At 44.5% G+C, this 12,104-nt stretch carries 12 protein-coding genes, 1 other RNA gene and 1 other annotated feature; of the genes, 4 read left to right on the top strand and 9 right to left on the bottom strand.

All coding sequences use genetic code 11. The features are described 5' to 3' along the window. Positions 1 to 9: 9 nt before the first annotated feature. Both cymR and ACQCT5_RS08115 read right to left on the bottom strand, forming a co-directional pair. Positions 10 to 426, bottom strand: a complete 417-nt coding sequence (cymR, locus tag ACQCT5_RS08120) for a cysteine metabolism transcriptional regulator CymR (protein ID WP_204416044.1) — start codon at positions 424 to 426, stop codon at positions 10 to 12. A gap of 32 nt (positions 427 to 458) precedes the next feature. Continuing rightward, positions 459 to 1,133 (bottom strand): YczE/YyaS/YitT family protein, encoded by a 675-nt coding sequence (locus ACQCT5_RS08115; protein ID WP_499640763.1) that lies wholly within the window; start codon positions 1,131 to 1,133, stop codon positions 459 to 461. Positions 1,134 to 1,447: 314 nt separating this feature from the next. Between ACQCT5_RS08115 and ACQCT5_RS08110 the strand changes: the two genes are divergently transcribed. Then, positions 1,448 to 2,719, top strand: a complete 1,272-nt coding sequence (locus tag ACQCT5_RS08110) for a replication-associated recombination protein A (RefSeq protein ID WP_499640761.1) — start codon at positions 1,448 to 1,450, stop codon at positions 2,717 to 2,719. A gap of 40 nt (positions 2,720 to 2,759) precedes the next feature. Here the strand turns inward: ACQCT5_RS08110 and ACQCT5_RS08105 are convergent, their stop codons facing one another. After that, positions 2,760 to 3,107 carry a VOC family protein gene (locus ACQCT5_RS08105; protein WP_499640759.1) on the bottom strand — a complete coding sequence of 116 codons (348 nt, stop codon included), beginning with the start codon at positions 3,105 to 3,107 and terminating at the stop codon, positions 2,760 to 2,762. Positions 3,108 to 3,303: 196 nt separating this feature from the next. Between ACQCT5_RS08105 and ACQCT5_RS08100 the strand changes: the two genes are divergently transcribed. Then, entirely contained in the window at positions 3,304 to 3,981 is a 678-nt protein-coding gene (locus ACQCT5_RS08100; protein WP_499640757.1) for an RsfA family transcriptional regulator, read from the top strand. A 58-nt stretch (positions 3,982 to 4,039) separates the two neighbouring features. Here the strand turns inward: ACQCT5_RS08100 and ACQCT5_RS08095 are convergent, their stop codons facing one another. Then, positions 4,040 to 4,807 (bottom strand): tRNA threonylcarbamoyladenosine dehydratase, encoded by a 768-nt coding sequence (locus ACQCT5_RS08095; RefSeq protein ID WP_499640755.1) that lies wholly within the window; start codon positions 4,805 to 4,807, stop codon positions 4,040 to 4,042. Positions 4,808 to 5,021: 214 nt separating this feature from the next. Here ACQCT5_RS08095 and ACQCT5_RS08090 point away from each other — a divergent pair, with 214 nt between their 5' ends. Beyond that, a complete protein-coding gene (locus ACQCT5_RS08090; protein ID WP_499640753.1) occupies positions 5,022 to 5,372 on the top strand; it encodes a sunset domain-containing protein in 351 nt (116 codons plus the stop codon). Positions 5,373 to 5,477: 105 nt separating this feature from the next. Here the strand turns inward: ACQCT5_RS08090 and ssrS are convergent. The 4 genes from ssrS to ACQCT5_RS08070 all read right to left on the bottom strand — a co-directional run bounded on the left by ssrS (position 5,478) and on the right by ACQCT5_RS08070 (position 9,632). After that, a non-coding RNA gene (gene ssrS / locus ACQCT5_RS08085) (6S RNA) lies at positions 5,478 to 5,667 on the bottom strand. A gap of 65 nt (positions 5,668 to 5,732) precedes the next feature. Beyond that, positions 5,733 to 7,505 (bottom strand): aspartate--tRNA ligase, encoded by a 1,773-nt coding sequence (gene aspS / locus ACQCT5_RS08080; RefSeq protein WP_499641165.1) that lies wholly within the window; start codon positions 7,503 to 7,505, stop codon positions 5,733 to 5,735. A 3-nt stretch (positions 7,506 to 7,508) separates the two neighbouring features. Beyond that, entirely contained in the window at positions 7,509 to 8,789 is a 1,281-nt protein-coding gene (gene hisS, locus ACQCT5_RS08075) for a histidine--tRNA ligase (protein WP_499640751.1), read from the bottom strand. A gap of 281 nt (positions 8,790 to 9,070) precedes the next feature. Then, positions 9,071 to 9,336 (bottom strand) — a binding site (T-box leader). Between the two features lie 119 nt (positions 9,337 to 9,455). Further along, positions 9,456 to 9,632 carry an RNA polymerase subunit sigma-70 gene (locus tag ACQCT5_RS08070; protein WP_386640457.1) on the bottom strand — a complete coding sequence of 59 codons (177 nt, stop codon included), beginning with the start codon at positions 9,630 to 9,632 and terminating at the stop codon, positions 9,456 to 9,458. Positions 9,633 to 9,766: 134 nt separating this feature from the next. Between ACQCT5_RS08070 and ACQCT5_RS08065 the strand changes: the two genes are divergently transcribed. Further along, complete coding sequence (locus tag ACQCT5_RS08065) at positions 9,767 to 11,536, top strand: N-acetylmuramoyl-L-alanine amidase family protein (RefSeq protein WP_499640749.1); 1,770 nt, start codon at positions 9,767 to 9,769, stop codon at positions 11,534 to 11,536. 127 nt (positions 11,537 to 11,663) lie between these two features. On the opposite strand, the gene dtd is transcribed toward ACQCT5_RS08065, so the two are convergent. Beyond that, entirely contained in the window at positions 11,664 to 12,104 is a 441-nt protein-coding gene (dtd, locus tag ACQCT5_RS08060) for a D-aminoacyl-tRNA deacylase (protein ID WP_499640747.1), read from the bottom strand.

Genomic DNA, 12,104 nt, shown 5'->3' with positions numbered 1-12,104 from the left:
TGCTGTCCTTTAAATGTAAAACATATAAGCTTCCTGGTCTCCACCGGAATAGTTTGCCAGGTCGTCAAGTGTCGTGTTATCCAGAACGTCTTTTACTGCGTCTCGAATTCGGATCCAAAGCTCACGCTTGGCAGGCTCCTCGTCCTCTAGTACTTCCACGGGGCTGATTGGTCCTTCAAGAACCCGAATGATGTCACCTGCCGTAATTTTCTCCGGCTCATCCGCTAAAATATAGCCGCCGTATGCTCCACGGATACTTTTCACAAGACCTGCATTTCTTAGTGGTGCAATCAATTGCTCCAGATAGTGCTCGGATAGGTCGTGTGTTTGGGCGATTGTCTTTAACGACAACGGGCCTTCCCCCACATTTTTTGCAAGCTCGATCATAATGGTCAATCCATAACGTCCTTTTGTTGAAATCTTCATTCCCAACACCCCTATTCATACTTTCCAATACCTTATAATTGCATCGTCAGATTATTATCTCGTTTGTGCTGTATTTTATAAAGAATATTATCTGCAGTTTTCTGGCATGAAGGAAGTGTCCATCCCACAATCGGACCGATCGTGAAGCTGAAAAGAATCGTCCCGATAAACACAGGACCTCCTAGGAGCCACCCTACACATAATACTATTAATTCCATCGCTAATCTAATATGTTGCACTTTCCAACCAGTCTTTTCCGTCAATGCGATCATCAGACTATCCCTTGGACCGGCTCCGCAACGGGAAGAAATATAAACCCCTATACCAATACCGATCACCAATACACCCAGAATCAGCATGAAAATCTGCCCGAAAAATGAATGAGGTGTCTTTAAGTACGGGATAAACAGATACATATCAATGAATATTCCAACCATCAGCATATTCAGAAAAGCACCGACGGAAGGGAGCCTTTTTACTATCAAAGAAGAAATGGCCAAAATAAAAAAGCCTACAATTATGGACCATGTACCGATCGTTAAACCAACCTGGTAAAAGAGACCGATATGAAAAACATCCCATGGTGCACTGCCAAGGTCCGCCCTGATCATCAGCACGATCCCAAATGACATAATCAACAAACCAATAAAATAAATGGACCATTTCGCCAAAAATAAGCTTCTGGCTATACTCCGCTCACCTTGCATATATTCGCTACCCTTCTGTTAGAGGATGTTCAAAAAGTCCGGTAAAAATCAGCTTCAAATTTCTTCGTCAGCTTGCCTCTCCGCTCCGCAACATTACAAACCATACGCTACGGTGGTCGAGACTTCGCTTCCTCGAACTTCTTTGCTCTTTTTATCCTCCTTTTTGAACACGTATTATTATGTTTACTTATTTGCCGATAAAATCTATCCCATTATAGCACAGAATGTGAGGTTTTACATTTCTAACCATGACTTTAATTGTGGTAGAGTGGGTAATAGACAAAGATGCTATAGCAAGCAGGAAGGTGTTTTTTATGAGCAGCAAACCATTGGCCTTTCGTATGAGGCCGAGAACGATAGAAGAGATGGTCGGTCAGGAACATTTGGTTGGGGAAGGCAAAATCATTCAGAGAATGGTAAAGGCTAGACACCTCTCCTCGATGATTCTTTATGGTCCACCAGGAATAGGAAAGACATCGATTGCAACTGCCATTGCGGGCAGCACACAATATGCGTTTCGAACGTTGAACGCAGTCATCCATAACAAAAAGGATATGGAAATTGTTGCAGAGGAAGCGAAAATGTCAGGCAAGGTCATCTTGATTTTGGACGAGGTTCACCGCTTGGACAAAGCGAAGCAGGACTTTCTTTTGCCACATCTGGAGAACGGCAGAATCGTACTGATCGGAGCGACGACAAGTAATCCCTATCATGCCATCAATCCTGCCATCAGAAGCAGATGCCAGATTTTCGAATTGCATCCGTTATCTGTGGAGGAAATTAAGGATGTATTGAAACAGGCATTGAACGATAGAGAACGTGGATTAGGCGAATATAAGGTCAATGTTAGCAGTGATGCTATGAAGCACTTATCGAATGGCTGCGGCGGTGATGTGCGCTCAGCATTGAATGCTCTCGAGCTTGCAGTCTTGTCTTCTACCCCAGATGAAGATGGCATAATCAACGTAAATCTGCAGTCCGCAGAAGAATGCTTACAAAAAAAGAGCTTCTATCATGATAAGGACGGCGATGGGCATTATGATGTGCTTTCCGCCTTCCAAAAATCGATCCGCGGCAGCGATGTGGACGCTGCGCTTCACTATTTGGGAAGATTGATTGAAGCCGGCGATCTTGTTAGTATCGCAAGACGGTTACTGGTAATAGCCTATGAAGATATCAGCCTTGCCAATCCGCAGGCAGGTGCAAGGACGCTCGCAGCGATTGAAGCTGCTGAAAGACTGGGGTTCCCGGAAGCTAGAATCCCTCTGGCGAATGCAGTCATCGAGCTTTGCCTGTCGCCGAAATCCAATTCCGCCTATAAAGCATTGGATGAGGCACTTTCAGATATCCGAAAAGGTCTTGTCGGAGAGGTGCCCGCCCACCTGAAGGACGCACATTACAAAGGTGCAGCCAAATTGGGCCGCGGTGTGGATTACCTTTACCCCCATGATTACCCTGGAGGCTGGGTGGCACAGCAATATCTGCCTGATAAACTGAAGAACAAATCGTACTACAAACCCAAGGAAACAAGTAAATTTGAAGCGGCTCTCGCGCAAATCTACGAAAAGACGAAAAAAAGAAAATAAAAGAAATGGCTTGCCCGACTATGCGGCAAGCCATTTCTTTTTACTTTTGCTCAATCAATCCGATATCAATCCCAGTCGGCTCTTTCAGGTAGGCAAGATAGAACGTATCAAACTCCATCTTCTCCCTGACAACTTCGGCCCCTTTTACCTTAGCAATGGCCAATGTTTCATCAATCGAATCCACTTCAATCCTAATCCTCGTTCCTTGTGGATGATCTTCCGGTCCTTTCCCAATCCCACCACTCATCAAATTTGCACCCTTGCCAGTCACTACCGGCCAATATTCATAATTCGGCTCACCTATCTCCCAACCGAATACATCCTCAAAAAACTTTGTCGTTAACTCAGGTTCCCTGCTACTGATCTCAAATCCTACCACTCTGTTCATTTCATAGCCCTCCCAATATTTCTATATTTTATTATTTCTCCCGAAAAGGACATTCTCCTTTATTTTTATCCCTTTGATAATCCTTACCCAATCTATACGGAAGTTGCACATTTCCCACAACTGCATAAGGGCGTATATTATCCCAACCTTTTGTCCATGATGGTAAAAAAACGTCCGTTTTAAAGGAGTGTCTAAAATGAAAGTTCGACAGGATGCATGGTCCCATGAGGATGATCTATTATTGGCAGAAACCGTATTGAGATACATAAGAGATGGGGGTACACAGTTAGCAGCTTTTGAAGAGGTGGGAGATAAACTGAACCGCACTTCTGCAGCCTGCGGGTTCAGGTGGAATGCAGAGGTCCGCAAAAAATACGAGCCAGCAGTAGCGATTGCCAAAAAGCAGCGCAAGGAACGCAAACGGGCATTGGATAAATTGAAAAAGATGGATTCCACAGAAACTAAAAAAGTGATAAAAGCAAAGCCGCCATTGGAAATGGAATGGCTCCCTGCTCCAAGCAGCCCCACAACACAATGGAGTATTCCCAGTTCTCTTCAATCACAGCTCCAGGAGGAAGAGGAGTCCGATGTATACCAACCACTTCCAGTAAAACAAAATAGCATTACTTTAGATGACTGCATCGATTTCATGCAAAACCTGAAGCGGGAACAGCAAACCGGCCAAGGCTCCCTTCTTGAACAAGAGCGATTGAAAAACGAAAATCACCTGTTGAAAAGAAGGATTTCATCGTTGGAGGACGAGCTACAGAAACTCGAAGAAAAGCAAAGCGTAATCAATGGTGATTATGAAATGCTCGTACAGATCATGGATCGCGCAAAGAAGATGACTGCACTGCAGAATGAAGTAATGTAAGCCAAACAAAAAAGGATGACAGATGAGCATCATGGCTCTTCTGTCATCCTTTTCTTTTTTATTGCTTCCCGCCTACTCGCTGGATGTGAATATCTTTCAAAAGATCATTGATGACATAACCACCAAGAATCAGTCCTGCCACAGAAGGAACAAATGCATTGGAGGAAGGTGGCATTTTCGCCTTCCGAATTTGCGCCTGGTCATTACCGACGGTCTTTCTTACCTCTTCACGGATGATAATCGGGCTTTCGTCGGAGAATACCACTTTTATACCCTTTTGGATTCCCTCTTTTCTGAGTCTTGTACGAATTACTTTTGCAATTGGATCTGTGTGTGTCTTGGAAATGTCCGCCATTTTAAAACGTGTCGGATCCGTCTTATTTGCCGCTCCCATACTGGAAACAATCGGAATTTTACGCTTCAAGCACTCTTTCATCAGATGGATCTTATATGAAATCGTATCGGAAGCATCAATCACATAGTCCAGACCATAGCTGAAAAACTCTTCATATGTTTCGTCTGTATAAAACATTTTTAACGCGATGACTTCACACTCGGGATTGATATCCGCAATCCGCGCCTTCATCAGGTCCGCTTTCGGTTGTCCGACTGTGGAAACCAATGCATGGATCTGTCGGTTTACATTTGTGATGTCGACTACATCCTTATCAACTAGAATAAGTCGTCCCACTCCTGACCGGGCAAGGGCTTCTGCGGAAAATGAGCCGACTCCCCCGATTCCCAATACTGCAACCGTGCTGTTTTTCAGTGTTTCCAAACCTTCTTTACCTATGGCAAGTTCATTTCTTGAAAATTGGTGTAGCATATCTATCAACTCCATTTATATCTTGTAGAGGATGCACTTATAACTTCACTTTTCGGCTTTTTTAGAATTGTACCCGAAATCGAATATAACATACTTTAGGCGAATTGCAAGTAGTCATATAGGAATTTCTTTTATGACGAAAAAGGTTTAAATGACTTATAATAGAGGGAATAGTAACCTGATAATTATTTTTATTGAAGGCGGGGAGTCTGTGATGAAAAAATTGTTTAAGGCCTTATCATTCTTCTTAGTGATCAGCAGTGGGATATTGACATTATTCAAGATGAACAAATCCAATAAAGAAATTATTGCAAAGGAAACAACAACCTTTCAAGTTAAACAGACCTTATCTGCAATAGCGGCGACGCTGGAACAAACAAAATTGGAAGAGAAAACTTCCGTTACAGATGAAGATGCTCCGTTGATAAAAGGGAACAAAAATGGCCGCGGCGAATACATCTACCATATGCCTGGCGGAGTTTTCTATAATAGGACAACACCTGTTGAATGGTTTCACACAGAAGCCGAAGCGCAGGAAAAAGGATATCGCAAATCAGCGAGATGAATAAAGGCAGTGACAAGGAACGCCCTGGTTGTGGGATTGTTCCTATTTTTTTACAAAAAAACCGACACCCCGTTACCAGGATGTCGGTATTGGATCCGTATGTAGGCAAGTCCCAATCGTGCCGTCGTTTGATGCCTTCGTTTTGAACCCGCTCACAGCAGGTGGGTGCTCTGTTTCATGCATTTGTACGTCCTCTACGAGGGAGGCATGTACGCAGCGACGAAAACTCTGAGCTCCCGTATAATCTATTGTTCGGTCAAAACAATAGGTTATACGACGAACACATCAGGACTTGCGACTTCTTGAAAGTATCATAACACACGCATTTTTTGTTTGCAAGAGTTCACCGTATGGGAAAATCTACTCTTTTTTGACAGCCAGCGACAAATGTAATTCGTCCAATTGCCCACCTGCAACAGGACTTGGTGCTTGTGTCAGGATATCGCTCGCACTAGCCGTTTTAGGGAAAGCTATGGTATCGCGAAGGTTCGTTCTGCCAGCAAGAAGCATCACCAAACGGTCAAGGCCTAGGGCAATTCCGCCATGTGGAGGCGTGCCATATTCGAATGCTTCAAGCAGGAATCCGAACTGCTCTGTCGCTTCCTCTTGACTGAAACCGAGCACTTCAAACATCTTCTCCTGAATGTCGCGTTCGTAGATACGAAGGGATCCGCCACCAAGCTCATAGCCGTTGAGGACAAGGTCATACGCTTGTGCCCGTACAGCGCCTGGATTGGAATCAAGCAGTGCAAGATCTTCACGGACAGGCATCGTAAATGGATGATGTGCGGCAAAATAGCGCCCCGCTTCCTCATCATACTCGAGAAGCGGCCAATCCGTTACCCAAAGGAAGTTGAATTTGCTTTCATCGATCAAGCCGAGTTCTTTTCCAAGCTTCATGCGAAGTGCCCCAAGTGCATCCGCTACGACAGATTTCTTGTCAGCTACGAATAACAGCAAGTCACTTTCTGTAGCACCAAGCGTCTGAATGAAGCTCGCTTGCTCCTCTTCATTAAAGAACTTCGCTATAGGTCCTTTTAACCCATCCGCTTCAACTTTCAACCACGCCAGTCCTTTAGCACCATATACGGAAACAAATTCGGTCAGTGCATCAATGTCTTTTCGGGAGTAGTTTCCGGCCTTACCTTTTACATTAATTGCTTTTACTTGTCCTCCGTTAGCCACGGCAGCACTGAACACTTTGAATCCGCATTCTGCCACTTGCTCGGACAAGTCCACAAGCTCCATCTCAAAGCGGGTATCAGGCTTGTCGGAACCGTATCTGTTCATCGCATCCTGGTACGTGATACGAGGGAAGCTTTCCGGTACATCCACGCCCTTCGTATTTTTCATGACCATTCGCATCATAGCTTCCATCATGCCGATGATCTCTTCCTGGGAAAGGAATGAGGTTTCAATGTCGACTTGTGTGAACTCTGGCTGTCTGTCGGCACGAAGGTCCTCATCACGGAAGCAGCGGGCAATCTGGTAGTAGCGCTCCACACCGGAAACCATCAATAGCTGCTTGAAGATCTGCGGCGATTGCGGCAATGCATAGAATTCGCCAGGATGAACACGGCTTGGCACTAGATAATCGCGTGCACCTTCAGGCGTGCTTTTTGTCAGGATTGGCGTTTCCACTTCCATGAACTGCTGGTCGTTCAAAAATTCGCGAATCGATCTCGTTACGTCATGGCGCATTTTCAACGTGTCGAACATGACCGGTCGGCGTAGATCCAAGTAACGGTATTTCAAGCGGATATCTTCATTAACTTCCGTTTTGTTGTCAATAACGAAAGGCGGAGTTTTCGCTGCATTCAATACTTCAATCGCTTCTGCGTGAACTTCGATGGCACCTGTTTTCAAGTTGGGATTTACTGTCGCTGCGTCACGGGCAACCACTTTCCCTTTGATGTAAAGTACATATTCATTACGTACATTCTCTGCTGTTTGAAGTGCTTCAGCGGAAACATCCGGGTTGAATACGATCTGCACCAACCCCGTGCGGTCGCGAAGGTCAAGGAAAATAAGTCCTCCCAGGTCACGTCGCTTCTGCACCCAGCCTTTCAGTTCAATTACTTCACCAATGGATGTTTCGGGTACTTCTCCACAAAAATAGGTTCTCGCTTGCATCATTTATCTCTCCCCGCTTTTCTTTTCCGTTAGGTATGTGACCACACCTTCATAGGCTACTTCCTGCTGTTCACCTGTTTCCATTTCTTTAATGGAAACAACACCCTTTGCAAGTTCATCTTCACCGAACACAATTGTGTACTTGGATTTTAAACGATCGGCTGCTTTGAACTGGGCTTTCAGCTTTTTATCCTGATAGTCCTTTTCAGCCACAATTCCCGCTTTTCTTAAATCAAACAAAAGTTTTACCGCTGTTTCCTTTGCCTTTTCACCCAAAGCGACCACATAGCAGTCTATCGCTTCTTCAATCGGGAAATCCACCTTTTCCGCTTCCATTGCTGAAATCAGGCGTTCAATGCTTAGTGCAAAACCGATTCCCGGCGTTTCCGGTCCGCCTATCTCCTGGACCAGACCGTTGTATCTGCCTCCCCCACATAGAGTGGTAATGGCGCCGAAGCCTTCGGAGGTGCTCATGATTTCAAAGGCTGTGTGGTAGTAATAATCAAGTCCACGTACAAGTTTTGGATCAATTTCATATTGGATGCCGAGCGCAGATAGGTAAGCTACCACTTTATCAAAATAGGCCTTCGACTCTTCGTTCAAATAGTCAAGAATGGATGGAGCCGTTGCCATCAATTCGTGGTCACGGTCCTTTTTGCAATCCAGAATGCGAAGTGGATTCTTTTCCAAACGGCCTTGGCAATCTCCACAGAACTCGTCGATGCGAGGCTGGAAGTGCTGGATCAGGGCATCACGGTGTGCTTGACGGCTTTCTTTGTCTCCGAGACTGTTGATGACCACTTTTAGATTTTTAAGTCCTAAACTCGTGTAGAGTTCCACTGCCAAAGCAATCACTTCCGCATCGATGGAAGGATCATTGCTGCCTAATGCCTCTACTCCGAACTGGACAAATTGACGGAAACGCCCAGCCTGCGGTCTTTCATAGCGGAACATCGGACCAACATAGTAAAGCTTTGTCGGCTGATTCGGCGAACCGAACATTTTGTTTTCCACATAAGAGCGGACTGTGGATGCCGTTCCCTCAGGACGCAGGGTAAGACTTCTGCCTCCACGATCCTCGAATGTGTACATTTCCTTCTGAACCACATCAGTTGTTTCCCCTACTCCACGAAGGAACAGCTCCGTGCTTTCAAAAATCGGAGTACGAATCTCCTTATAATTATAAAGCTGGCAAATCTCCTTCGCCTTCGCTTCAATATACTGCCACTTTTCCACCGTACCAGGCAAAATATCCTGCGTACCACGCGGTATCTGAATCGTCATCGTCGGTTCCTCCTTTTATTTCCAAATGGGGTCAGACCCCTTTTTATAAGGCTCTTCGTATAGTTTGTTGCTAATATTCGTAAAAAATCGGCTTTTGGATTTTTTACAGTATTTATCCCCGTATTATTCAAAAAGAAAATAAATCTTTACAACGGGAAAAGAGCACGAAAGCCAGTAATATTACGTGTATAAGTTAAATACATAAAAGCAAACAATAATGCATGCGAAAATAGCCTTTAATCAATACAAAAAACTCCCGCCCCTTGCTTAACAATCGTTAAACAAGGGACGGGAGTTGAATTCCCGTGGTGCCACCCTAATTGAAGCAACGTTCATCCAAAAACGATGAATGCATGCCTCCACTCAAAGCAGTTAACGCCTGCAACGTTCTTCTCCTAATAGAGGGGTGAAAACCACCGTGCTTTTTCAGAGAGAATCCTAAGGAGTGTTCGTTCATTAAGTCATCATGGGGAAATGCTTTCAGCCCAGGGCATTTCTTCTCTTTCCATGTGTATTCTCAACTACTGTTCTCCGTCATTGGAACATTATATTATGTAAAAACCTAGTCTTACACACCAGCTGCTTATCCCAAGCAAGCTTTTATTTATAAAAGTGTAAGTTTGATACTTGCTAGTATATATAGATTCAAAAGCAGTTGTCAAGGATTTATTGAAATCGATTCAGGTGTTTTTTCAATGCCTTCACATCACGTACAGTAATCCCAAACTCAGAAGCGAGCTCCACATAGGTGGAATCCTTCTCTTTTTCTATAAAGTCGTGAAAGCTTACACCAAATACATCTCTGCTTCCATAAGCATGGTTGTTCTTCTCACTAAATTTCATCGATGTTCGCCCCTTTTTCATAAACACTGACTACTAGTCTCCCCGTTTTCCGAAAAAAATTTCACTAAAAGGAGGATTTTTTATTCTTGATGCAGAAATAAGTTGGTTATCCTTTAGAATAGGAGGCTATACTCTTGCTTCAAAAATTACATATTTCAATTATCGGACTCTTACTTTTTTCTACTATTTTCACCACCGTCCAACTCCCTTCCGCCAATGCTGATGGGACAATTGAGGTGGCTACGGATGTCCTGAATGTACGGGAAAAGCCGGATGCCAATTCTCTCATCATTTCAAAAGTAATGCGGGGGGAGACTTATCCTGTCGTTGATACAAAAGGTGAATGGGTAAAAATCCAGGTTAATTCGAGCAAATCGGGCTGGGTCGCTTCCTACCTTGTGACCGACAACCAGCAATCATCTTCACCTGCAAGAAATTCTGAATCGAGCGATGTGGTTCAGGTGTTAACCGATGACCTTCGAGTCCGCTCAGGTCCCGGCACAAGCTTTAACGTGGTCGGTTTTATCCAAAGCTCTGATTCTGTAAGCTTTGTGGATCAGAATGAGAACTGGGTGAAAATCCGCACAAACGGATTGGAAGGCTGGGTATCCAGTGAATTTGTAAGTATCCAGACGAAAAAGAAGAAAAAAGAAACAACAGACGAGGAAAATCAAAGGGATGCAAACATTTCTCAGACCGCAACTGTTACGACTGATGGACTGAACATCCGCAGCCAGCCATCCACTCAAAGCAAAGTAATCGGTACCCTGGCTACCGGAACGGTCGTAAACGTGTTAACCCAAGAATCCGACTGGCTGCAGATCTCCTATGACGGGGAAACCGGATGGATTCATTCAGATTATGCAAATATACATAATGGCAGCACAGAAACCCCTTCCAAGAAAAAAGGAAGCTCCAGTGCCACCATCTCTGTTTCCGGGTTAAATGTTCGGAGCGAGCCGAATCTAAACGGAAAGATTTTAGATCAAATCTCCCAAGGTACCGATGTCAAGATCATCAGTGAACGAAATAACTGGTGTGAAATCGAATACGCAAACGGGAATACAGGCTGGGTGGCCGGATGGTTTCTGGAGAAAAAATCCCTATCTGTCAATCCTGGCAATCTTACAGGAGAAGGAAGCATCATCATTCTCGATAACGGAACGAATATCAGAAGTGAACCAAGTACAACCGCAAAAGTCGTCTACCGGGCAAATGAGGGTGAAACATTCCCTATTAAAGGATTAGAAAACGATTGGTACCAAATCGAACTAGCAGATGGCACAATTGCGTATGTAGCGGGCTGGATCGTTACAACAAAGGGCCAGGCACCTACCATCACAAGAGCAGGCTCTGAACAGTATCTGCGGAATAAAGTAATCGTCATTGACCCTGGACATGGCGGAAAAGATGTTGGTGCCATTGGCGTGCAGGGAACCTATGAGAAAGATTTGAATCTCAGAACCTCCAGACTTCTCCAGGGCAAGTTGAAAGCGGCAGGAGCCATAGTCTATCTTACAAGGCAAAACGATTCCTTTGTAAGTTTGCCAGCAAGGGCACGAACAGCGAATCATCATGGGGCTGATGTATTCATCAGTGTACATTATGACAGTATTGACGATTCAAGTGTTACTGGTACCACCACCTTCTATTATGCTGGAGCAGATGAACAACTGGCTAACAGCGTCCATCAATCTCTGGTCCAGCTAACGAATTTACGGGATCGTAGTGTAAGACAGGAAAGCTATTTGGTACTTAGAGAAAACCGTCATCCAGCTTTATTGCTAGAGATAGGTTATATCAGCAATCGTGGTGAAGAAATGACCATTTTATCAAGCGACTTCCAGGAAAGAGCAGCAACCGGGATATATCAGGGATTAGCCCAGTATTTCCGGGATAGATAGTTTTAAGACAAGCGTTATGCCGGATTAAGGCAATAGCGCTTGTCTTTTTTGTATGTGATGAAATTGGGGATAAAACAAAATGCCAGCTACCACTCATTTCTGAGCAGCAGCCGGCATAAATTCCAACTTATTTACTTTCCACTATCAATGTCACTGGACCATCATTGATGAAATCCACATCCATCATCGCACCAAACTCGCCGGTTTCAACCACTACACCCTTTTCACGAAGCTTTTCGTTAAATGCTTCATAAACCTCAGTTGCATGATCTGGCTTTGCGGCATTCATAAAGTTTGGACGTCTCCCTTTGCGGCAATCACCGTACAGGGTGAACTGTGAGACAGAAAGGATCTCCCCACCTACGTCCAACAGGGAAAGATTCATCTTTTCGTTTTCATCTTCAAAAATTCGGAGGTTCACGATTTTGTCTGCCACATATGCAGCATCCTCTGCCGTATCTTCGTGGGTCACGCCGACAAGCAGCATCAACCCTTTGTCAATGCGGCCCACCACGTTTCCCTCTACTCGGACCTCAGCCCGTTTCGCACGTTGCAATACTACTCTCAT

It is taken from the genome of Sutcliffiella halmapala (genome assembly GCF_050107295.1).
Taxonomy (GTDB): Bacteria; Bacillota; Bacilli; order Bacillales; family Bacillaceae_I; genus Sutcliffiella_A; species Sutcliffiella_A halmapala_A.
The sequence above is the reverse complement of the archived record's forward strand: the minus strand, read 5'-3'. Positions and strand labels throughout refer to the sequence as shown.

Excerpts from the sequence above, each read along its gene's own strand:
- cymR (WP_204416044.1), bottom strand. The coding sequence starts at position 426 with ATGAAGATTTCAACAAAAGGACGTTATGGATTGACCATTATGATCGAG.
- ACQCT5_RS08115 (WP_499640763.1), bottom strand. The coding sequence starts at position 1,133 with ATGCAAGGTGAGCGGAGTATAGCCAGAAGCTTATTTTTGGCGAAATGG.
- ACQCT5_RS08110 (WP_499640761.1), top strand. The coding sequence starts at position 1,448 with ATGAGCAGCAAACCATTGGCCTTTCGTATGAGGCCGAGAACGATAGAA.
- ACQCT5_RS08105 (WP_499640759.1), bottom strand. The coding sequence starts at position 3,107 with ATGAACAGAGTGGTAGGATTTGAGATCAGTAGCAGGGAACCTGAGTTA.
- ACQCT5_RS08100 (WP_499640757.1), top strand. The coding sequence starts at position 3,304 with ATGAAAGTTCGACAGGATGCATGGTCCCATGAGGATGATCTATTATTG.
- ACQCT5_RS08095 (WP_499640755.1), bottom strand. The coding sequence starts at position 4,807 with ATGCTACACCAATTTTCAAGAAATGAACTTGCCATAGGTAAAGAAGGT.
- ACQCT5_RS08090 (WP_499640753.1), top strand. The coding sequence starts at position 5,022 with ATGAAAAAATTGTTTAAGGCCTTATCATTCTTCTTAGTGATCAGCAGT.
- aspS (WP_499641165.1), bottom strand. The coding sequence starts at position 7,505 with ATGCAAGCGAGAACCTATTTTTGTGGAGAAGTACCCGAAACATCCATT.
- hisS (WP_499640751.1), bottom strand. The coding sequence starts at position 8,789 with ATGACGATTCAGATACCGCGTGGTACGCAGGATATTTTGCCTGGTACG.
- ACQCT5_RS08070 (WP_386640457.1), bottom strand. The coding sequence starts at position 9,632 with ATGAAATTTAGTGAGAAGAACAACCATGCTTATGGAAGCAGAGATGTA.
- dtd (WP_499640747.1), bottom strand. The coding sequence starts at position 12,104 with ATGAGAGTAGTATTGCAACGTGCGAAACGGGCTGAGGTCCGAGTAGAG.